Source organism: Paraburkholderia sp. CNPSo 3274 (assembly GCF_024206475.1).
Taxonomy (GTDB): domain Bacteria; phylum Pseudomonadota; class Gammaproteobacteria; order Burkholderiales; family Burkholderiaceae; genus Paraburkholderia.
On record NZ_JAMBPR010000054.1, the window covers coordinates 1 to 21470 of the forward strand.

Consider the following 21470-nt stretch of genomic DNA (forward strand, 5'->3'; position numbering starts at 1 on the left):
CCCCCAGCGCTTTAGCGCCCCATCCCCCATGCTAAAATCACCCGCATTCCTTCCCTGCTGCGGGCCAAAAAAACATGGCAAGACCGGCGGCTTCGGCCGAACGCAACGAAGCTCAATCCGAAAGCCGGCGCAAGTACGATCCCGAGCAGACCAAGCGCAATATCCTCGAAGTGGCGACTGCCGAATTCTCGGCGATGGGTCTCGCCGGCGCGCGTGTAGACGCGATCGCCGAGCGCACCAATACCACCAAGCGCATGCTGTATTACTACTTCGGCAGCAAGGAAGGGCTGTACGAAGCGGTGCTCGACAAGGTCTACGGCGACATCCGCGCGCTCGAACTGGACCTGCACATCGACGAGCTGGGCCCCACGGAAGGCCTGCGGCGGCTCGTCGAATTCACCTTTGACTATCACGACCGCCACCGCGACTTCGTGCGCCTCGTGACCATCGAGAACATTCACGGCGCGAAGTACATCGAGCGCCTGAAGACTTTCCGCAGCCGAAACGCCAGCGCGATCCGCACGATCGAAGACCTGCTCGCGCGCGGCGTGGCGAGTGGCGCGTTCCGCGAAGACATCGATCCCATCGACCTGCACCTGCTCATCAGCTCGATGTGCTTTCACCGCGTGGGCAACCGCCACACGTTCGGCGCGGCGTTCGGGCGCGACCCCTCGCATCCGCGTCTGCGCACGCGCCATCGCGAGATGGTCGTCGACGCCACGCTGCGCTTCGTCAAGAAGTAAGACGGCCCAGTGCCCCGGCCGCCCCGGCCATTTCCCGCGCGCCTGCCGATGCGTGACGCATGCCGTGGCGCGCCCGCATCCCCGCACGGCGCCGCGCTATGCTGCCAAAACGCCCCGGCGAAGCCTGCAAATTCATCTCCAAAAGTCCGGCAAGCCCCGCCCTGCGTGGCTGTCAGCTAGCGTCGCTTGTCCCATAAAAGTACGCAAACGCATTACACTACGGCGGTCGAGGCCGCCGCGCGCGGCCTCCCCCTGCGCAGCCGCGCCCCGCCTCGCCGGCAGGGTCGGCGCGCCGGCCCACGCCACCGGAGAGTCTTTAGCGCAATGAGTACCGCCATGCCCCGTTCCGGCCAAGCCGGCCTGCCTCGACAGACTCAGGGTCGCTACACCCTCGGCACGCGTATCGTCCTCAGCTTTGGCTTGCTGTTCGTGCTGATGCTCGCAATGGCCGCGGTCTCGTGGAATCGCCTGCGCGCCATCGACAGCGAGGCGATGAGCCTCACGAGCGATTCGGTGCCGGGCCTGTTCTACGCGACCTCGCTGCGCGCGGCGGCCAACCAGACCTATGGACTCGTCGAGCGCGCGGCCTTCGTCGATGCCGACGCGGACAGCGTTGCCCGCGACCTGTCCAGCCTGCCCGCGGCCGTGGCGCAGGTGGAGGAGAACGCTCGGCACTACGAGCGCACGCTGTTTCGCAGCGACGACCGCGAGCGCTTCCAGCGCTTTCGCGACGCCTACGCGCGGTATCTGCCGATGGCGAAGGCGGTAGCGAGCCAGTTGCCCGCCTCGCGCCCGGCCGCGCAGGCCGCGTTCGCGCAGATCGGCCCGGCCTGGCAGGATGTGCTCGCCACGGCCAACGCGCTCGTCACCGAAAACCGTCAGCAGGCCGACGAGTCCGCGCAGACCATCCGCAGCTCGGTCACGGGCACGGAGATCACGCTCGCCACGGCGCTGGGCGTCGTGCTGCTCGCCGCGCTCGCCACGGGCTACGCGCTCTACCGCGCGATCACGGTGCCGATGGCGCGGCTCGTGGAGGTGCACGACTCCATGCGCACCGGCAACCTCTCGCAGCGCCTCGCGCTGAACCGCGGCGACGAATTCGGCGTGCTGGAGGACGGTTTCAACCGCATGAGCGACGAACTGGCCAGCCTCGTCGCCCAGGCGCAGAAGTCGTCCCTGCAGGTCACGACCTCGGTGGCCGAGGTGGCCGCGACGTCGAAGGAGCAGCAGGCCACCGCGAGCGAGACGGCGGCCACCACGACCGAGATCGGCGCGACCTCGCGCGAGATTTTCGCCACGGCGCGGGACCTCGTGCGCACCATGAGCGAGGTGGCGACGGTGGCCGAGCAGTCGGCCGGGCTCGCCAGCACGAGCCAGAGCGGCCTCACGCACATGGAAGACACGATGCGCAGCGTGATGGAAGCGGCGGGCTCGGTGAACGCCAAGCTCGCCATCCTCAACGAGAAGGCCGTGAGCATCAATCAGGTCGTGGCGACGATCACGAAGGTGGCCGACCAGACCAATCTGCTTTCGCTGAACGCGGCGATCGAAGCGGAGAAGGCGGGCGAGTACGGGCGCGGCTTCTCCGTGGTCGCGACCGAGATCCGCCGCCTCGCCGACCAGACGGCCGTGGCGACCTACGACATCGAACAGACCGTGAAAGAGATCCAGTCGGCGGTGTCGGCAGGCGTGATGGGCATGGACAAGTTCGCGGAAGAAGTGCGGCGCGGCATGCACGACGTGCAGGCCGTGGGTGCGCAGCTTTCGCAGATCATCGGTGCGGTGCAGACGCTCGCGCCGCGTTTCCAGGTTGTGAACGACGGCATGCAGGCGCAAGCCACGAGCGCCGAGCAGATCACCCAGGCGCTCACGCAGCTTTCCGAAGCCGCCCAGCAGACGGCGGAGTCGCTGCGCCAGTCGTCGCAGGCCATCGACAATCTCACGCTCGTCGCCAACGAACTGCGCACCGGCGTGTCGCGGTTCAGGATCGAGGCGTGACGCGGGAGCGGCGATGCTCTTCCTGGTGTTCGAACTGGACGGCGAGCGTTACGCGCTCGATGCCCGCGAGATCGCGCACGTGCTGCCGCTCGCGCCTGTGCGCGCGTTTCCGGGCACGCCCGCGTACATCGCCGGCGTGATCGACTACGAGGGCGCGCCCGTGCCCGTGGTCGATCTGCCGATGCTCGCGCTTGGGCGGCCCGCGCGCACGCTTATGTCCACGCGGCTCGTGCTCGTGTATGACGCTGGCGACGCCTCCGGCCCGGCTGCCGCTCATGCGCCGCCGCGCCGCCTCGCGCTGCTGCTCGAAAGCGCGACGCGCACGCAGTCGATTGCGCCCGAGCGCTTTGCCGAAGGCGGCATCGCCACGCCCGAGGCGCGCTGGCTTGGTCCCATCGCGCGCGACGAGCGGGGCTTCGTGCAGTGGGTGAAAGTCGCCCAACTGCTCGACGCGCGCGTGCGCGCGCTGCTCTTTCCCGATCCGCCCTCGTGGCAAGGCGCGCCATGAGACAGGCCGACCCGCACTTCGCCGCCTGGCTACTCGACGAAACCGGCATCGACGCCGAATCGCTGGGCGCCAACGCGCTCGCTCGCGCGGTGGGCGCGCGGGCTGCAGTGACCGTCGAGGTCCAGGCCGATCTGCATCCGGCCTTGACGCGCAAGGAGTGGATGAGCGGTGCCGCGCTGCCCGAATGGGCGCGCGAAGCGTACTGGCAGCGTCTCACGACCACGCCTGCCGAGCGCCAGGCGCTGATCGACGCGCTCGTGGTGCCGGAGACCTGGTTCTTTCGCGAGCGCGAGGCCTTCGCCGCGCTGGCGCGCCTTGGTGCGAAGCGGCTGGCCGCGCAGCCGGGCGAAGTGCTGCGCGTGCTGAGCGCGCCGTGCTCGACTGGCGAGGAGCCGTACTCGGCGGCCATGGCGCTGCTCGACGCGGGGCTGGCGCACGAGCAGTTCGCCATCGACGCGATCGACATCAGCGCCCAGTCCATTGTGGCGGCTGCGCGCGGCGTGTACGGCCGCAATGCGTTTCGCGGCGACGGCATCGGGTTTCGCGAGCGCTATTTCGAGGCGACGCCGGACGGATGGCGTATCGCCGCGACGGTGCGCCGCGCCGTGACCTTCGAACGCGCGAACCTGTTCGACTGGCTCGCACCGCACCCGGTGCGCTACGACTTCATTTTTTGCCGCAACGTGCTGATCTATTTCGACCGCGCCGCGCAGGACCGCGCAATCGACCTGCTACGTGCGCGCCTTACGGCGGGCGGCACGATCTTCGTCGGACCGGCGGAAACGGGGCTGATGATGCGGCATGAGATGGTGTCCGCCTATATTCCGCTCGCGTTCGGTTTTCGCACGCCGGAACCCGGCGCGACGGCGGATCATCATCCAGCGAGCCCGGCGGCCGCCGTGCCGCTCGCGCTTACGCCGCTACCGGTCATTGCCGCCACGGCAGCGGCGCCCGCATTCGGCAGCGCGCCGGTGTTCACGCCGCTGGACGCGCCCGTGGCCGCGGCAGCGCGCCGGCCCGCGCCGCCGCGGCTCGCGCTGCGACCCTTGCACGGTGCGCCGGCTCCGCGCGCGGCGGCCGTGGTGAACGCTCATGCGGCGGGCGGGGAGTCCACCGGTTCCACGCCCGAAGCCGCGCTCGCCGACGCGCGGCGCCTGGCCGACGCAGGCGCGCTCGACGAGGCCGAACGCCTTGCCGCGCAAGCGGCGCAGGCGTTGACGCATAACGCGGGCACCTGGTACCTGCTAGGCCTGATCGCGGATGCGCAGGGCCGCACAGCCGTTGCGCTCGCGCACTATCGCAAGGCCATCTATCTGGAGCCTTCGCACTATGAAGCGCTCACGCACCTGGCGGCGCTGCTCGAAGTGCAGGGCGATGCCGAAGGTGCACGCCGACTGATGCGCCGTGCTCAGCGCGCAGCGCAGGACGTCGCACAGCGCGGCGAACTGGACGCAGGAGGCCCGCATGCCTGAGCGTGAATTCGCGCAGGAGCACGCGCCGACGGCGCAGCCACCCGATCAGTGCTGGAAAACCATCGGCACGCTTGGCGACAACTCGTGCCCGCGCCTCGAAACGTGCGTGCGCTGCCTGAATTGCCCGGTTTTCGAAGAAGCGGCGGCGCGCATGCTCGACCGTCCCGCGCCGCTTGCGCCAGCCGCGCTTGCGCTCGAACGCGCGCCTGAGTCTGCGGGCACGCAGACGCGCCACGAAGGCTCGCTCGTGTTTCGCGTGGGCGGCGAGTGGCTCGCGCTCCCCGCTACCGCGCTGCGCCAGGTGGACGAGGCGCGCGCCATCCACACGCTGCCGCACCGGCGCAGCGCCGCCGTGCTGGGCGTCGTGAACGTGCGCGGCGTGCTCACACTCGCGGTGTCGCTGGCCGCGCTGCTGCGTATCGATGCCGCGGCGCCCGGTGCACCGTCGCGCGCCGCCACGCCGCGCCTGCTCGTAACGGAATGGGCGGGCGCGACGACGGCGTTTCCCGTCGATGCCGTGGAGGGTGTGGCGAGCTTCGGCGCCGACGCGCTCCTGCCTGCGCCCGCCACGCTCGCGCAATCGGCCGGCCGGCATGTGCGCGGCGTGACGCACTGGCGCGGGCGTTCGGTGGGCGTGCTCGATGCCGAGGTGCTATTCGATGCGCTTGCAAGGAGTCTGCGATGAGCGACGACGAACTGAGCCGCCGCTCGCTCCTCGACCTCTTCCATGAGGAGGCGGCGGCGCAAACGCGCACGCTTTCCGCCGGCCTGCTCGCGCTGGAGTCCGCGCCCGGGGATGCCTCCACGCTCGAAGCCTGCATGCGCGCGACGCACTCGCTCAAGGGTGCGGCGCGTATCGTCGGACTGCCGGAGGCGGTCGAGGTGGCGAGCGCGATGGAGGATAGCTTCGTGGCCGCGCAGCGCGGTGAGTTGCGCATCGACGCGGCGCGCATCGACGCACTGCTCGTCGGCATCGACTTGCTGATTGCGGCAGGCGATGCCGCGGCGCCGCCGCTTTCGCCCGAGGCGGTCGAGGCATTCGTCGCGCGCCTCGAGGGCGGGGCACAACCCGGCGCCGCCAGCGCCGCCGCGAGCGCACCTGAGACCGACGATCTCGCCGCGCTGGGGGCGTCACTGCGTCTGCCCGTGCCGGAGCGTGAGTCGGTGGCGTCCGGCGACGTCGAACCCGCGCCGTTGGCGCAACTCTCGCAACCCCGTTCGGCCGACGCCGAGCGCATGCTGCGCGTGCGCGCCGGCACGCTCGACCGCGTGCTCGGCTTCGCGGGCGAATCGCTCGTGGAGTCGCGCCGCATGCGGCCGTTCGCGGAGGGTCTCTTGCGCACGCGCCGCGCGCAGGGCGACGTGCTTGCGGCGCTGGGACAGTTCCAGGAACGCCACGGGGATGCGCTCGACGTCGACGCTCGCGCCGCGCTCGCAGCTATCCGCAATGCGATTGTGTCGCTGGATCGTCAGCTATCCGAACGATTCGACGACGTCGATCGCATCGATCGACGCGGCACGCAACTCGCGCAGCGCCTCTACGATGAGGCCCTGCAATGCCGCATGCGGCCGTTCGGCGATACGGCGCACACCTATCCGCGCGTGGTGCGCGACCTTGCGCGCTCGCTCGGCAAGCGCGTGCGCTTCGCGATTACCGGCGAGTCGACGCAAGTGGACCGCGACATCCTCGAAATGCTCGACGCGCCGCTCGGCCACCTGCTGCGCAATGCGCTAGACCACGGTATCGAGGACCCCGAAACAAGACGGCGGGCGGGCAAGCCCGAAGAGGCAAGCCTCACACTCGAAGCGCGCCATAGCGCCGGCAAACTGCTGATAGCCGTGGCCGATGACGGCGCGGGCATCGATCTGGACGCACTGCGCGGGAGTATCGTCGCTCGCTCGTTCGCGCAGCCCCAGGCCGTTGCCGCGATGTCCGACGCCGAGCTGTTCGACTTCCTGCTGCTGCCGGGCTTCTCGCTGCGCGATACCGTCACCGACGTGTCGGGCCGCGGTGTAGGCCTCGACGCCGTGCAGAACTTCGCGAAGGCCGTGCGCGGCACGGTGCGCATCGAGAGCGCGGCGGGGCAGGGCACGCGCTTCGTGCTGCAGTTGCCGCTCACGCTCTCGGTGGTGCGCAGCCTGATCGTCGAGGTCGCGGGCGAAGCCTATGCGTTTCCGCTCGCGCACGTGCGCCGCGCGCTCAGCGTGCCGCGCAGCGCGATCGAGATGCTCGAAGGTCAGCAGCACATTGCCTTCGAAGGGCGGCCCGTGGGACTCGTGACCGCGCGTCAGCTGCTCGGCGCGGGTGCCGAAGCCACGGCCACGGAAGACCTGAACGTTGTGCTGGTGGGCAGCGAGGCGGGTCTCTATGGCGTGGCCGTGGACCGCTTCGCGGGCGAGCGCACGCTTGCCGTGCAGCCGCTCGACGCGCGTCTGGGCAAGGTGCGCAACGTCTCGGCGGCGGCGCTGCTCGACGACGGCGAGGTCGCGCTGATCGTCGACGTGGAGGACATCGTGACGTCGGTTGGGCGTCTCGTGCGCGACGGGCAACTCGCGGGCGTGGCGCGCGGCGGTGCGCACAACGGGGCGCGCGCACGCAAGCGCGTTCTCGTTGTCGAGGACTCCTTGACGGTGCGGGAGCTGGAGCGCAAGCTGCTCGAAAAACGCGGCTACGACGTCACGGTGGCGGTGGACGGCATGGACGGCTGGAGCACCTTGCGCAACGGCCACTTCGACCTCGTCATTACCGACGTCGACATGCCGCGCATGGACGGCATCGAACTCGTCACGATGATCAAGGGCGACCCGATGCATCGCAACGTGCCGGTGATGATCGTCTCGTACAAGGATCGTGAAGACGACCGGCGGCGCGGCCTCGACGCAGGCGCCGACTACTATCTGACCAAGGGCAGCTTCCACGATGAAGCACTGCTCGACGCGGTGAACGACCTGATCGGAGAGGCGGCGGGATGAAAATCGGTATCGCCAACGACATGCCGCTAGCAGTCGAGGCGCTGCGTCAGGCCATCGCGACGCGGCCGGGCCATCGCGTGCTGTGGGTCGCCGCGAACGGCGAGGAAGCGGTGCAGTTCTGCGCGGCGCAGGTGCCCGACGTGATCCTCATGGATCTCGTGATGCCGAAGCTCGACGGCGTGGAGGCCACGCGGCAGATCATGGCGCGCTCGCCGTGCCCTATCCTGATCGTCACGAGCAGCGTGGGCGCGAACGCCTGGCGCGTGTACGAGGCGATGGGCGCGGGCGCGCTCGATGCCGTGGACACGCCCACGCTCGCCGGGCCCGATACGCGCCGCACCATGGACCTGCTGCTCGCGAAGATCGAGCAGATCGGGCGTGTTTCAGGCGCGCTCGATTTCGCCGCGCGCGCGCCGGCGTTCACGGCTTCGGGCATGCCGAATGCGCCGCTCCTCGCGATCGGCGCCTCGGCGGGCGGACCCAGCGCGCTCGCCACCGTGCTCGGTGCGCTGCCCGCCGGCTTCGGCGCGAGCATCGTGATCGTGCAGCACGTGGACCAGTCGTTCGCCGCGGGCATGGCCGCCTGGCTCGACGGCCAGACGCCGCTCACGGTGCGCATCGCGCTCGAAGGCGAGCCGCCCGAGCCCGGCTGCGTGCTGCTCGCCGCGACCAACGATCATCTGCGCATGACAGCGGGCGGCAAGCTGGCTTACACTCGCGAGCCGGCCGACACACCCTACCGTCCCTCCGTCGATACGTTCTTTCACAGCCTCGTCGAGCGCTGGATGGGCGAGGCGATCGGCGTGCTGCTCACGGGCATGGGGCGCGACGGCGCCATCGGCCTGAAGGCGATGCGCGCCAAAGGCTGGCACACCATCGCCCAGGACGAGGCGACGAGCGCCGTATACGGCATGCCCAAGGCGGCGGCGGCGCTCTCCGCCGCGCGCGCGATCCTGCCGCTTGGCGCCATTGCCCCCGAGCTAGTGAGCCGGGTGAAACCACCGCATCAACCTGCCGGCTAGACGCCAGCCATCACGAGACGCGACCGACATCATGACCGAGAAGTCCACTCTTCCAACCAGCGCAAACGTTGCCGACAGCACCGGGCCGGACGTCGGCCTCGACGCCGGTCTCGACCTCAGCGGCGCCGACGACGCTTCGCTCGCCGTCGCGCTGGATGCCGTGCGCAGCGCGCTGGAGCAACCGCTGCCCGCCGCCGACACGCCGATGATGGTGCTGCTGGTGGACGACCAGGCGATCGTGGCGGAGGCCGTGCGCCGGGCGCTCGCAAGCGAACGCGAGATCGACTTCCACTATTGCGCGCATCCCGACCAGGCCGTGCGCACCGCCGAGGAAGTGCGCCCGACCGTGATCCTGCAGGACCTCGTGATGCCGGGCACCGACGGCCTCACGCTCGTGCGCGCGTACCGCGCGAACGAGGCGACGCGCGACGTGCCGATCATCGTGCTCTCCACCAAGGAAGAACCCGCCATCAAGAGCGCGGCGTTCGCCTCGGGGGCCAACGATTACCTCGTCAAGCTGCCGGACAGCCTCGAGCTTATCGCGCGCGTCAAATATCATTCGCGATCCTACGTAAACATGCTTCAGCGCGACGAGGCATATCGCGCGCTGCGCCGCTCGCAGCAGGAACTGCTCCGCGCGAACCTCGAACTGCGCCGCCTCACGCATTCGGATGGCCTGACTGGCCTCTCGAACCGGCGCTATCTGGACGAGTTCCTGAGCGCCGAATGGAAACGGGCGGAGCGCGAGCGCACCGAAGTGTCGCTGCTGATGATCGACGTGGACTACTTCAAGCCCTATAACGACACCTACGGCCACGTGGCAGGCGACAACGTGTTGCGCTCGGTGGCGACGACGATCCGCCGCGAGATACGTCAGCCGCGCGACCTCGTGGCGCGTTTCGGCGGCGAAGAGTTCGCCGTGGTGCTGCCAGGCACGGGCAGCGCGGGCGCGCGGCTGCTCGCCGAGAAAATGCGCCGCGACGTGGCGGGGCTCGCGTTGCCGCACGTGGGCTCCGCCGTGAGTGAGCACCTCACGATCAGCATTGGCGTGGCGACGCTCACGCCCGCGCCGGGGCTCGCGGAAACGGCGCTGATCGAGGAAGCCGACGCCGCGCTTTACCGCGCGAAGCGCGACGGGCGTAATCGCGTGGCGTTTTTCACGCAGGTGTCAGGGCGGGCATAAAGGCGAAGCGCCTCAACCCGGCGTCCAGTCGTACATCAGGATTTTGGCGCGCGCGTCGTCCTCGACGAGCACCACGTAATCGCCGTTGTCGCGCTGCGCGGCGCTCATGCCCATATAGATGTCCACCCATCCGCTCGTGTTGCCCACGTCCGCACCGGGCGTCATCGAGCCGACGATCTGGCCGCTACGCGCGTCGTACACGTCGATCTTCTGCGTGTATAGCTCCGCGATGAATACATAGTTGCCGGCCACCGCGATCCCCACCGTCGTCACCTGGGGGCTGCTGCTCGTGCTCCAGGGCAACGACGCCTGCCACGTGAGCGTGGGCGAAGCGCTCGACCAGTTGTCATAACGCACGAGCACGGGTCCGGCTTCCTTCCAGTGCGACGCATCCCACGGAATGTTCGCGGTGAAGCCGGTGATGTACATCGTGTCGGTTTCGGCGACGTAGACGATCCGCGCGATGCGGTTGAACGGCGCAGGCATCGGGAACATCTTCGACGATGCATAGGTGTACTGGGGATTGCCGTGCGCGTCGAGCCCTTGCATCGGCATCTCGCGAATACCCGATAGAGGCGTGGCGAGCCACACGTTGCCGGGTGTGTCCACCCACCAGTAGCCGTCGCCGACAGTCGCGCCCGTCGAGGGGTTCGAGGTGATCTCGCTGGCGTCCACGTGGCCGTCGCCGTTCGCGTCGCGCCACATCCACTCGCCGTAGGTCGGTTGGCCGGCGGGCCAGTTGCCGGGCATCGGATTCTGGGCGAGCAGGCCAGAGGGAATCGCCACTTCGCCATCGGTCGCGGGCGAGAAGCGGTAGATGTTCAGGTAGTGCGCGTACTGGTCGAGCGTATAGAGGAACGGCTGGCCATTGAAGCGGCGCACCATGGGCGAGCCGCGCACGCCGCGCGTGGAGTGCAGCGCGGGATCGTCGGGATACGCGAAGCCGTTGAGCGTGAAGCCCGCATAGGTCCATTGCTTGCCGGGCGCCTGGCTGTAGTCGAGCGTGAAGCGCTTCGAGCCGGTGAAGACGTTCGCGGTGTTGGCGGGGTCGAAGGCGGCGGCATCGACGAAGGTCAGGCCATAGAGCCGCCAGCCCAGCGTGCGCGTGCCCAGCGCGTAACTTTCGAGCACCGCCCCCTGGCCGACGAGCGCGGTGCCGTACGGTCGCGGCCCCTGGCCGTTTTGCGCGACGTACAGGTTGCCCGCCTGGTCGTAGCCAATGCTGGTGATGCCGTTGAAGCGCCAGTCGCCGGGCGTGCCCTCCACGACGTGGAAGATGCCCTGGCGCGTGCCCAGTGTGCCCGCTGCCGTCATCTGGCCGCTGGACGTCCGTGCGTAGAGCAGAATCTGCTGCGAGGGGCCGTTGTCGGCAATCGAAAGCTGGCCAGAAGGCGCGAAGGCGAGGTCGGTGGGCACGGCGCCCGCGGGCAGAACGGGCGCATCGTTGAGCGCGGTGCCGTCCTTGCGGTAGTGACCGATGCTCGGGCCGTTCGCGTCCTGCATACCCTGGATCACCCAGAGCGTACCGTTAGTGGCCAGCGCAATGCGGCCCGGCGTGGGCACGGTGAAAGAGCGCAGTTGACGCATGGTTTGGGCGTCGTAGACCACAATACGGTTGTCCGCGGTATCGGAAACGTACAACTCGGCGTCGGTGGCGGCGAGGCCGCGCACGGCGCCGTCGCTGCCGCTCGGCGCGGCGAGCACACGCAGGAAGCTGTTTTTCGTCGCGTTCGCGCTGTTGCCAATGCCGCTCGCGACGGGCGCGCCCTGCGCCACGTTCGAGCGCAGCCGGCGCGTCACGCCGAACCACGTCTGGTTGGCGGGCGGATAGTCCGCGCCCACGAGCCCATTGCTCTGGTTGCCGATCGACATCGCGGCATACACATAGGTGCTGTTCGCCGCGATGGCGTCGCCGCCCGCATTGCCCCAGCCGTGCGTGTTGCCGGCCACGGCGAGCTTGTCGCCGCCGCGGTAGACGCCTATTTCGCTGCCGCTTTCGTCCCAGGGCGCGTTCGCGTAGACGGTGCCGTCGGGCGCGACGGCAATGGCCTCTACGTCTTGCTGCATCCACTTGCCGTCGCCGAAACCGAAGCTGTTGCCGATCCACGACGTGGTGTAGTTGAGCGTGCTTTGCGCAACGCAGGGTTGAATGGCGAGGCCTTGCAGCGCGAATGACAAGGCCATAAGGCGAGCAGCATTTTTCACTTGAATTCCCATCAATCACGAACCTGCCGCAGGGTGTGCGGCAGTTGGGCGTGATGCTCGCATGCGCATTTAAGGAAATAATTCAAATATTATTCAGTGCGGGTAATGTGGCGTTTTCTTATGCGGATGCGATGAATGGGCCGCCCGCATGGCGCAAAATCGCTCGATCCCCGCGCAAAACGGAAATTTCGCCGCCCGCAGGAATAATCCGCGCCTGCCGTGTGTTTGCCCCCGCATCGCCACCTATTCCGCATCGATCCACGACCATGAAGTTTCGCGGGCCGCTCGACGAGCCGCCGGTTTCCGAAGCCGATATCCAGGCCTATAGCGACGGTACGCTCGCCGGCGCGCGGGCGGCGCACGTGCGGCACTACCTCGCGGGCAAGCCCGGTGAATGGCATCGCATCCTGTTCTACCGGCGCCTGAACGCCCAGATCCGCGATGCATATCCGGCGCCGGCCGCGCAGACGGCGCAGTCGCGCACCGCCCCAGTTCGAAGCAGGCGGGTGTTGCGCTACGCTATCGCTATCGCGGCTGCCGTGGCGATGGCGGGCGCCGCATTGGCGTGGGTCGGTGTGACTGAACCGTCGCAGCAAGTGCTGAACAATGCCGCGGTCATGGCGCTGATGGAAGCCGAAAACGCGCAGCCAGAGGCGCTGGAAGCAGGCGCGGCGCGTGCGCCGTTCGATTTCGGCGCGGCGGGCCTGCGCTTTCTCGGCGGCGGCGAAGTGCGGGTTGGCCCGTTCGCGAGCGCGCTGCGCTATGTCTACGAGAACAGCCAGGGCGAGCGCGTGGTGCTGCTCGCGAGCCGCGCCTGGCTGGCCGGCGCGGCGCCCCAGTGGAGCGCACACCGCGCGGGTCCGCTGCGGCTCCTGATGTGGCGCGAGCGCGGCACGCGCTGGGTGCTCGCCGGCAACGCCCAGACGCGCGGCTTGATGCGCGCGGCGGACCTCGCGACGCTGGCCACGCCGCCGGCGCGGGAAGGCGAGGGATCGTGAACCCGCCCGACGATGCAAACCGCGCAATGACCCTTGCAGCAATCCAGGATGAATCATGGACATCCGTGACGAGCTGATAGAACACGTGCCGCGCCTGCGACGCTACGCGCGCGCGCTGATCAACAACCGTGAGCTTGCCGACGACCTCGTGCAGGACACGCTCGAGCGCGCAATCGCCCGCACGGAGTTGTTTCGTTCGGGCACCGACCTGCGCGCCTGGCTTTTCACGATCATGCACAACCTCTTCGTGAACCAGGTGCGCAAGTCGGCGGCACGCGGCGCGCACGTTTCCGTCGACGACGATAGCGTGCCCGAAACCGATTACGCGGTGCCCCCCACGCAGACGGGCGCGCTCGAAGTGCGCGATCTGGACTTTGCGTTGCAGCGCCTGCCGGTGGAGCAGCGCGAGGTGGTGCTTTTGGTAGGGCTGGAGGAAATGAGCTACGCCGATGTCGCATTGGCGCTCGACATACCGATCGGCACGGTCATGTCGCGTCTGTCGAGGGGACGTGAGCGCTTGCGGGCGCTCATGGCCGGTTCCGTCCCGCGTGCGAATCTGAAGGTGGTGCGATGAGCGAGCAACAAAATCCGGTCACGCAAGACGAGATCCACGCCTACGTGGACGGCACGCTTTCCGAGGCGCGCCGCGCCGATGTGGAGCGCGAGCTCGAGCGCAACCCCGAGCTTGCCGCGCGCGCGAGCGACTTCTTCGCGCTCAACAACCTGCTGCACGAGCGTTACGACCGCGTGCTCAACGAGCCGCTGCCCGCGCGCCTGCGCGTGGCCGCCTCTGAGCACGGGCCGCAAACGGTGGGAAGCGCGCGCCCGGCCGCGAACTGGCCGCGCTTCGCGGGCCTGGCGGCGGCGCTGGTGCTGGGCGTCGGAATCGGGTGGGGCATGCACTACGGCATGAGCGGCACGGGCGGCCCCGCAGGCGTGGCTGGCGGCGGCGAGCTGCGCGCGGTGAGCGTGGACAGCTCGATGCGCTTCGCGCAGCAGGCGGCGCTCGCGCATGTGGTCTACATGCCGACGGTGGCGCGGCCCGACACGATGAGCGACAGCCAGGAGCAGGACTTCGTGAAGTGGCTCGCCAACCGGCTCGGCACCAACGTGCGCGCGCCGATGCTCTCGAAGAGCGGCTTCGAGCTTTCGGGGGGGCGCTTGTTGCCCGCCGACGACGGCGGCGAAGTCGCACAATTCATGTATCACAACGCGCGAGGCGAGCGCGTGACACTGTGTATCTCGCATCGCAAGACGAGCGCCAACACCACCGCGTTCAAGCTTTATCAGGATGGGCCAGTGAATGTGTTCTATTGGGTGGACGGCGACTTCGGCTATGCGCTTTCGGGCGGCATCGACCGCAAAGCCTTGCTGCAGCTTGCGCATGATGTTTATGCGCAGTTGACGCCGCGGTGAGGGTTTGGGTTTTTTGGGGTTATCCTGGATTTTTGGCCTTTCCTTGCTTTCGCGTCGGTATGCAGGCAGACCGACGCGAAAACAAGGAAAGGCCAAAGCGCCAGGACCGCGCGCAGCGCCCATCACCTGATCTTCACAGCAACAAAGCTGCGCGCATTATTCCGCTGAATCAGCAGCGACATACTCTTAGTAGCCTTCGCTTCGAGCGCGATAGCTTCCTCCTGCGACTCGATCAGCGTGTCGTCGAGCGACAGCACGACGTCGCCGGCCCGTACGCCCGCGCTCGCGGCGGGTCCGGTGGAGGCTTCCACCATCAGACCAAGCGGCAGCCCGGTCGAGCGTTTTTCCTCGGCGCTCAGCTCGTGCGCAATCAGACCGAGGCGGTCGGCGGCATGGCGCGGGGCCTGCGTTCTCGCGGCGGTGGGCTGTGCGCTCGTGTCCGTCATCACCGTTTTGACGGCGTGCACGTCAGACGATGGCGCCTTGCTTGCCGCATCCCCGACGGCGGGCGCGACTGGCGCGTCGGTCCTTTCTGCCGCCTGTGCGGCTGTCGCCCCTGCGGCTCCCGCTGCTCCCGCTGCTCCTGTTGCCGCCGCAGGCGCATCCGCCGCCTTCGCCTCGAATGCCGTGTTCGAGAAGCCAGCCACCGCGGGCTGGCGGTTGCGGATCACCTTGAGCGAGGCCGGCGTGGCGGGCGGTACGGCAGCGAGCACGGCGGCGAGCGTCGCGGCCCGGTCGACGGGTTTGCTGCCCACCTGCACGATCACGTCGCCGGTCCGGATGCCCGCTTTGCCGATAGGCGAGGCGGGATCGACCGCGTCGACGAGCGCGCCGCCCGCGTGCGGCAAGCCGAGCGCCGCCGCGAGCCCGGGGCTCACGTCTTCGACTTGCATGCCGAAGGTGCGGATCGTGCCGCCATTGCCCGCGTTTGCCGCGTTCGCCGCATTGGCGCTGCCGGCGGGCGCCGCCTTGCGCTCCTGCAACTGGGCGCGAAACTGGTTGGCGGCGTCGATCGGAATCGCGAAGGTCAGGCCTCCGTAGCGGCCGCCGTCCGCGTAAATCTGCACGTCAATGCCGATGACCTCGCCCGCGCGATTGAAGATCGGGCCGCCGGAGTTGTCGGGGTTGACCGCCACGTCGGTCTGGAGGAACGGAAACGCCTGGCCGTCGGGCAGCGTGCGCGACGTCGCGCTGAGGATGCCCGTCGTCACGGTGTTCTGATAACTGTCCGGCGATCCGATCGACAGCACGGGCTCGCCGGCGTGCGCCTTCGCCGTCTCGGCGAGCTTCACGAACGGCAGGTCGTGGGCGTCGATCTGCAGCACGGCAACGTCGCTTTGCGGGTCGACGGCGACGACCTCCGCCTTGAATTCGCGCTTGTCCGTGAGCCGCACGGTCACCTGCTCGGCGTTGTCGACGACATGCGCCGTGGTCAGCACGACGCCATCGGGGCTGACGATGAATCCGGAGCCCGCGCCCGTCATCACGCGCGGCCCGCTGGCTTCGGCGTCGGACGCCGGCTTCGGCGCGCGCTTGAAGAATGCGAAGAAAGGATCGTCGGCATCGATGGCCTCCTGCTCGGCCGGCGAGGTCGGGTCGTCGGCGCCGCGCGCGATCACGTGCACGACGGCAGGGCCGTAGCGCTCGGCGAGCGAGAAGAAGTCGGGTGCCGCCATGGCCGCCGGCGCGGATGCCTCGGCGGCGGTCTTCGGCGCGGCTGCTTTGTCGCTTGCCGCCTTGTCGTTAGCGGCCTTATCGACGGCGGCTTTGTTGGCGGGCGGCTTGGCGGCGGGCGGAGGCGGCGTTGCGGCGTTCGCCTCGTAACAGAAAGCGCTGGCAAGCGCGAGGGCAAGCGCCGCCGCAGGGCGCGAAGTGCGGGCGAAGATCAGGCGGAGCACAGCACACCTCCCAGTGGTCATCGTGCTGGCGGGCGGCACGCGAACGCGGATAGCAAACGAGTGCCGACGTCCATAGTGTAGTCACGCCACAAGACAATTGGGGGGCAGGGTTTGTCCTGTAGCGCACGCAATTCTGCACGCAGGCGTCACGGTGCATGCCCGGCGCATGGAAGACGACGCGTTGCTGACGTTGCGGCTGGCCAGGACGCTGGGGGCGGGAGGGGCGGCGCCGAGAAAGCGCGTGAGACGCCCCGCTCGTTGCGAGCGGGGCGTTCGGCTGTAGCGCGGGCGGCTAGCGGGATCCGGCGATTGCTTTCAGCTACCCGAATACAGGTTGCAGAAGCTCACCGGCCCGACACACGTCGTGTGCGGTGCGCCGGCGTCACTTGTGCCCTGCATGGGCGCGCCCATGCCGCTGGGTTCCTGCTGTTGGTGTTGTGCCTTCATATGCGCGACTTGCTGCTCGGATATAGGGCTCACGTCGGGATACGAGCTATCGGTCACGAATTGCGAGCCGTTGGCCTGTGCTTCGATCAACTGTTCGCGCACCTGGGCACGCGTGAGTCCCTGCGCGGACGCAGTGGATACAGCGCCAATGCAAGCCGTCACGACGAGCACGGCGAAAAGCGGGCGGCGGATGATCATTTCGAACTCCTGATGAAATAGCATGGTTCGGCGACCGGCGGGAGCACGGTCGAATCAACGGAGACTGCAATGGGTATACCGCTGCGGGTGGGCTGCTATTCCCGTGGAGTTGTAACGGCGGGGTGATTTTCTACGTGAGCTGCACCTGGAGCCAATGCGGCAGACCCGCGCCGATCAGGCTGACCCCAACGAGCGCGAGCGCGCCGGCAAGGAGAAGAACGAGCGGACTGACCCGCGTTCTGAGCAGCACGCAAAGCGACACGACGGCAATTGCCTTCGCGGGAATGCCGCCGTTGAGCGACTTGAGCAGCACCCAGCCCGCCGCGAGCATCATGCCGGCCGCGATGGGGCGCAGGCCGCGCTCGAGCGCCAACTGCCATGCTGCGCCCTGATAGCGACCCCAGATATGCGTGACGCCATAGATGAGGATGCCGGTTGGCAGCAAGAGCGCGGCGGTCGCCACGAGCGCGCCCCAGAACCCGGCAACCTGCCAGCCGATCAACGTGACGAGCAGCGAACCCGGGCCCGGCGCCATGCGCGAAATCGCGAAGTCGGCGGCGAATTGCGAATGCGTCATCCACGGATGCACTTCCACGACCTGACGCTGGATCTCCGCGACGATCGCCTGGCCGCCTCCGATTGTCACGAGCGAAAGTGGCGCGAAAATGGCGGCTAGCTGACGGAGCAGGCGTGCATTCATCGCGCACCCCGGCGGATCGCCGCGTATTCGTAGAGCACGCTCACGGCGCCGCCTGTCACGACCACCCACACCAGCGACAAACGCAGAATGCCGATCGCAAGAAAGGTCGCTGCCATGAGCAGCAGCGGAAGCACTTGCCGCCGCACGCGCCGTGCGGTGACGACCCCCATCGACAGCGACAATCCCGTGGCCGCCGCCGCGGCGCCAGCGATCAGAATCTGCGTGAGCGGATGGAAGATGAGCGCGCCAACCACGCTGCCAATGACGACGATCAGACACGCGGGCGGCACGACGATGCCCGTTACGGCCACGGCGGCGCCACGCCAACCCAGCAGCCGATGCCCGATCCAGATCGCCATGTTCTTCACGTTGATACCGGGCAGCGCCTGCGAGATGGCGAGCCCGTCGAGAAAGTCCTCTTCGCTGATCCAGTGGCGATCCTGGACGAATTCGCGCAACAGCCAGCCGCTCAAACCGCCGCCAAAGCTCGTCAAGCCAATGCGGCTGAATATCAGAAAGAGTCCGAACAGCGTGGGGCGCGGCGAGGCGTTTGGCGTGGAAGCAGTCACAGGGATGACGGAAAGCGGGTGATGCCGAACAGTTCGGCTATCGTCGCGTGCGGCCTTTCTTTCCGGTTTCAGCGCGAGTGAGTCTGTCTTTTACCGGTATTCGAATGGGCAGCGCGGCAACGGTCGTCGAAATTATAGCGCCGCGACACTTGTGACGCGGCGCGGTCAGCGGCGCGCGGTCACGCAAAATTCAGCGCGAGGTCAGGGCCGCTATGATGGTCGGACTCGCAGCGGCTCGATCGCTGTAATTACGCTGTCCGCCGCGTGGCTCCTGGCGTGACGTGAACAAAACGCCTTGTCGCCATTGCTCATGCCCAGGAAAAAGACCAGCGTCTGGCTCAAAGGTCTCGAACTGCTCACCCGCATGAGCGCACCGCGACCGAAGAAAAAGACCGCCGCACGCAAAACGGCGCCCGCAAAGGCCGCGCCGGTCGCGAGGCCGGTAGCCAAACCGGCGAGGCGAGCTGGGAGGGCGCACGTGGGGCGTGCGCAACCGTTGGGCACGGCCGGCAGGTGGATCCGCTCCTATCATTCCGCGCCGCCCAGGGCCGGGCATCTCGTCAACCATCTCGCGTATGCGCTCTATTTGCCCGCCGGCGCGGCCACGGCCAATGGCACGCCGCTCGTGGTCATGCTGCACGGCTGCAAGCAGACGGCGGAGTCGTTCGCCGCGGGCACGCGGGTTTGCCGGCTGGCGGATCGCGCAGGCTTCGCCGTGCTGCTTCCCGAGCAGGCGAAAACGGCGCACGCACAGCGATGCTGGCACTGGCATGGCGATCATGCGCAGTCGGAGGCGCCAGCGGTCACCTCGCTCGTCGATGCTATCGTGCGCGAGCACGGATTCGATCGCGAGTGCGTCTACCTGGCGGGTATCTCGGCGGGAGCGGGTCTCGCGTCCGTGCTCGCCATGCGCTATCCGTGGCGCTTCGCCGCCGTGGGCCTGCACTCGGGGCCGGTTTTCGGTGCGGCCAGTTCCACGATGAGCGCGATGAACGTCATGCGCCACGGCAGCCGCGAAGACCCGGTGCATCTGGTCGATGCCGCTCTCGACGTCGCCGCCCATCCCGGTGTGCCGGCCTTCATCGTGCAAGGCGAAATCGACGCGGTCGTGGCCAGGCGCAACGCCGAGCAGCTCGGCATGCAGTTCGCGCGCGTCAACCGGCTGCTCGACACGCAGGGCGATTTGCGGGTTGGAGAGATCCGGACCTATAGCCGCGACGCGGTGGCGTACACCGACTATGTCAAGTCGGGCAGGCTCGTCGTGCGAGTGTGTGTCGTTCGAGGGCTCGGGCATGCATGGAGCGGCGGCGACCCGCGCGAAGCGTTTCATTCGGACCGAGGCCCCGACGCGATGGCGATGATGTGGCAGTTCTTCCGGCGGCAGCGCCGAAGTGCGGCAGGTGAAATGGCGTGAGTGGGGCGTTAGCCCTCGTTTGCGCGGCGCACTCTCGCTGGGAGCAGCATGGCCGCCGCGAAGCACAGAAGATGCAGCCCGCAGAGGGCCGCAAACGCCAGCAGGAATTGCCGCGGTTCGGCAGTGGAGGAACTCGGCACTGCCAGGGAAACGGCGATGGAGATGAGCGTGGTCGCGACCGGGCCGCCAATTCTCTGCGCGATATTCAACGCGGTGTTCGCCACCGGAAGCCGTGCTTTCGGCATCCGGGCATACGCGGCGGAAATCGAAGGAATACTAATGGTTCCTTGACCCACGCCCGCGATAAACAGGCTGGCCAACGCGAGGCCGGTGGAGAACGAGTTGCCGGTCATCCACAGGAACGGCAGCGTGGCGACTAGCGCCAGCAGCGCCCCGCCTGCCGCGAGCGCGCGGCAGCCCAGCCGCTCGGTGAGAAAGCCCATGCAGGCGAACGAAGCCATCATGCCCGCGCCCGTCGCCGCGAGAAGCCAGCCCGCATGCGCGGCGCTCAAGCCGCAGCCTGCTATGAGGTAGAGCGGAACGGCAAGCTGCCGTCCATACATGATGCCGTTGGCGAAGAATTGCGTGATGGCGGGAACCGCGAACATCCGGTCCGCAAAGAGGCGCACGTCGATGAGCGCCGACGTTGGCTGGCGTACCGAGTGCCACACGAATCCCGCGAGCAGCACGGCGCCGGCTAGCAGAAGCCCCGCGCCTTCGGCGTGCATGGCGCTCTGGAATCCATAGATGAGCGCGGCGAGCCCAGGCGAGATCAAGGCAAAGCCCGCGAAATCGAAGCGGCGCCTTTGCGGTTGACCGGCGTCGGGCGCGAGCAAGAGCGTGGCCAGCGTGACGCCGAGTATGCCGACAGGCACGTTGATCAAAAAGAGCCAGGGCCACGCCGCCCGCGCCAGCACGGAGCGCCATGGCCAGCAGGTAGCCGCTCATGATCCACTGCGTCGTGGCAACGGGCGAGTGGAGCGCATGGGCGATGGCCGAGAGGGAGACGTTGACGAGTGTCGAGTCCATCTGCGCCATGAACGAGCCGATGGAGACGACCACGGCGACCTTCCAGACGGACGGGGGAATCCGGCTGGCGGGACCGCTGCGCTCACGCGTCCCGCTCATCGTTCGGCCAGCCTTCTGATGATGTTGCCCGCCTTGAAGAGCATGGCGCGTTCGTCTTCGTCGAGCTCCGCGATGGCTTGCGACAGCCACAGTTGCTTCGCGTCGCGGGTCTTCTTGCGCAGTTGCTTGCCCTTTTGCGTCAGCTCGATGAGCAACTGACGGCCGTCGGTCGCGTGTGGCGTACGCGTGACGAGGGCCATTTCCTCGAGCGCCGCGACGGTGGCGCCCATCGACTGGGGCCGCATGCCTTCGGCGCGCGCGAGCGCGGCAATCGTGGCGGGTCCGTCGTTGGTCAGCCGCGACATGACGACGGACTCGGTCATCGAAAGGGCGCCCGCATGCGACTCGTTGCGGGTGCGCCGCACGAGCATGCCGATCGCCTGCATGAAGTCGATGACGGCGGGTTCAGCGGTTTTGGCAGACATGGCGATCCACGCGGATTCGGGTGGGGTACATCATCGAATGATGAAGATAAACAGCTAAACTTGCAAGTTTAGCTGTTTAAAATTTGAAGACCCGAGGAGAGGGATGCCAAACGGCTAACGTCAGGCGTGCGCCATTGAGGCGTATGCTTGCCGTCAAACGACGGCATTCAACC

20 protein-coding genes are annotated in these 21470 nt (G+C 68.0%); 13 read left to right on the plus strand and 7 right to left on the minus strand.

Going from position 1 to position 21470, the window contains the following annotated elements:
• Positions 1-74 precede the first annotated feature (74 nt).
• The 8 genes from M3I54_RS30040 to M3I54_RS30075 all read left to right on the plus strand — a co-directional run bounded on the left by M3I54_RS30040 (position 75) and on the right by M3I54_RS30075 (position 9899).
• Complete coding sequence (locus M3I54_RS30040) at positions 75-743, plus strand: TetR/AcrR family transcriptional regulator (protein ID WP_254342426.1); 669 nt, start codon at positions 75-77, stop codon at positions 741-743.
• A 324-nt stretch (positions 744-1067) separates the two neighbouring features.
• Positions 1068-2741, plus strand: a complete 1674-nt coding sequence (locus tag M3I54_RS30045) for a methyl-accepting chemotaxis protein (protein WP_254342428.1) — start codon at positions 1068-1070, stop codon at positions 2739-2741.
• Between the two features lie 13 nt (positions 2742-2754).
• Positions 2755-3249 carry a chemotaxis protein CheW gene (locus tag M3I54_RS30050; RefSeq protein ID WP_254342430.1) on the plus strand — a complete coding sequence of 165 codons (495 nt, stop codon included), beginning with the start codon at positions 2755-2757 and terminating at the stop codon, positions 3247-3249.
• Entirely contained in the window at positions 3246-4721 is a 1476-nt protein-coding gene (locus tag M3I54_RS30055) for a protein-glutamate O-methyltransferase CheR (protein WP_254342432.1), read from the plus strand. The genes M3I54_RS30050 and M3I54_RS30055 overlap by 4 nt, the downstream gene beginning before the upstream one ends.
• Entirely contained in the window at positions 4714-5406 is a 693-nt protein-coding gene (locus tag M3I54_RS30060; protein WP_254342434.1) for a chemotaxis protein CheW, read from the plus strand. Before M3I54_RS30055 ends, M3I54_RS30060 begins: the two co-directional genes overlap by 8 nt.
• A complete protein-coding gene (locus M3I54_RS30065) occupies positions 5403-7694 on the plus strand; it encodes a hybrid sensor histidine kinase/response regulator (RefSeq protein ID WP_254342436.1) in 2292 nt (763 codons plus the stop codon). The genes M3I54_RS30060 and M3I54_RS30065 overlap by 4 nt, the downstream gene beginning before the upstream one ends.
• Positions 7691-8716, plus strand: coding sequence for a chemotaxis response regulator protein-glutamate methylesterase (locus tag M3I54_RS30070; RefSeq protein WP_254342438.1), 1026 nt, complete (start codon positions 7691-7693; stop codon positions 8714-8716). Before M3I54_RS30065 ends, M3I54_RS30070 begins: the two co-directional genes overlap by 4 nt.
• Before the next feature lie 205 nt (positions 8717-8921).
• Positions 8922-9899, plus strand: a complete 978-nt coding sequence (locus M3I54_RS30075) for a diguanylate cyclase (RefSeq protein WP_254342545.1) — start codon at positions 8922-8924, stop codon at positions 9897-9899.
• A gap of 12 nt (positions 9900-9911) precedes the next feature.
• On the opposite strand, the gene M3I54_RS30080 is transcribed toward M3I54_RS30075, so the two are convergent.
• A complete protein-coding gene (locus M3I54_RS30080; RefSeq protein ID WP_254342547.1) occupies positions 9912-12083 on the minus strand; it encodes a hypothetical protein in 2172 nt (723 codons plus the stop codon).
• A 287-nt stretch (positions 12084-12370) separates the two neighbouring features.
• Between M3I54_RS30080 and M3I54_RS30085 the strand changes: the two genes are divergently transcribed.
• From M3I54_RS30085 to M3I54_RS30095, 3 genes are read left to right on the plus strand one after another with little or no spacing between them, the layout of a single operon-like run.
• The gene (locus M3I54_RS30085) at positions 12371-13102 is read left to right on the plus strand and encodes a transcriptional regulator (RefSeq protein ID WP_254342440.1); all 732 of its coding nucleotides are present in this window, start codon (positions 12371-12373) and stop codon (positions 13100-13102) included.
• Between the two features lie 55 nt (positions 13103-13157).
• Positions 13158-13676 carry a sigma-70 family RNA polymerase sigma factor gene (locus M3I54_RS30090; RefSeq protein ID WP_254342442.1) on the plus strand — a complete coding sequence of 173 codons (519 nt, stop codon included), beginning with the start codon at positions 13158-13160 and terminating at the stop codon, positions 13674-13676.
• Positions 13673-14518, plus strand: a complete 846-nt coding sequence (locus tag M3I54_RS30095) for an anti-sigma factor (protein WP_254342444.1) — start codon at positions 13673-13675, stop codon at positions 14516-14518. The genes M3I54_RS30090 and M3I54_RS30095 overlap by 4 nt, the downstream gene beginning before the upstream one ends.
• Positions 14519-14640: 122 nt before the next feature.
• On the opposite strand, the gene M3I54_RS30100 is transcribed toward M3I54_RS30095, so the two are convergent.
• The 4 genes from M3I54_RS30100 to M3I54_RS30115 form a co-directional block, all read right to left on the minus strand.
• Positions 14641-16416 (minus strand): trypsin-like peptidase domain-containing protein, encoded by a 1776-nt coding sequence (locus M3I54_RS30100; protein ID WP_254342446.1) that lies wholly within the window; start codon positions 16414-16416, stop codon positions 14641-14643.
• Between the two features lie 315 nt (positions 16417-16731).
• Complete coding sequence (locus M3I54_RS30105) at positions 16732-17061, minus strand: DUF4148 domain-containing protein (RefSeq protein ID WP_254342454.1); 330 nt, start codon at positions 17059-17061, stop codon at positions 16732-16734.
• A gap of 130 nt (positions 17062-17191) precedes the next feature.
• A complete protein-coding gene (locus M3I54_RS30110) occupies positions 17192-17761 on the minus strand; it encodes a chromate transporter (protein WP_254342456.1) in 570 nt (189 codons plus the stop codon).
• Entirely contained in the window at positions 17758-18330 is a 573-nt protein-coding gene (locus M3I54_RS30115; RefSeq protein WP_254342464.1) for a chromate transporter, read from the minus strand. The genes M3I54_RS30110 and M3I54_RS30115 overlap by 4 nt, the downstream gene beginning before the upstream one ends.
• 310 nt (positions 18331-18640) lie before the next feature.
• Between M3I54_RS30115 and M3I54_RS30120 the strand changes: the two genes are divergently transcribed.
• Positions 18641-19744, plus strand: coding sequence for a PHB depolymerase family esterase (locus M3I54_RS30120; protein WP_254342466.1), 1104 nt, complete (start codon positions 18641-18643; stop codon positions 19742-19744).
• Between the two features lie 8 nt (positions 19745-19752).
• Here M3I54_RS30120 and M3I54_RS30125 read toward each other — a convergent pair whose 3' ends face one another.
• Complete coding sequence (locus tag M3I54_RS30125; RefSeq protein ID WP_254342467.1) at positions 19753-20661, minus strand: MFS transporter; 909 nt, start codon at positions 20659-20661, stop codon at positions 19753-19755.
• A 29-nt stretch (positions 20662-20690) separates the two neighbouring features.
• Between M3I54_RS30125 and M3I54_RS30130 the strand changes: the two genes are divergently transcribed.
• A complete protein-coding gene (locus M3I54_RS30130; RefSeq protein WP_254342469.1) occupies positions 20691-20891 on the plus strand; it encodes a hypothetical protein in 201 nt (66 codons plus the stop codon).
• Here M3I54_RS30130 and M3I54_RS30135 read toward each other — a convergent pair.
• On the minus strand, positions 20869-21297 hold the full coding sequence (locus M3I54_RS30135) for a MarR family winged helix-turn-helix transcriptional regulator (protein ID WP_254342477.1): 429 nt from the start codon (positions 21295-21297) through the stop codon (positions 20869-20871). The genes M3I54_RS30130 and M3I54_RS30135 overlap by 23 nt on opposite strands.
• Positions 21298-21470 lie beyond the last annotated feature (173 nt).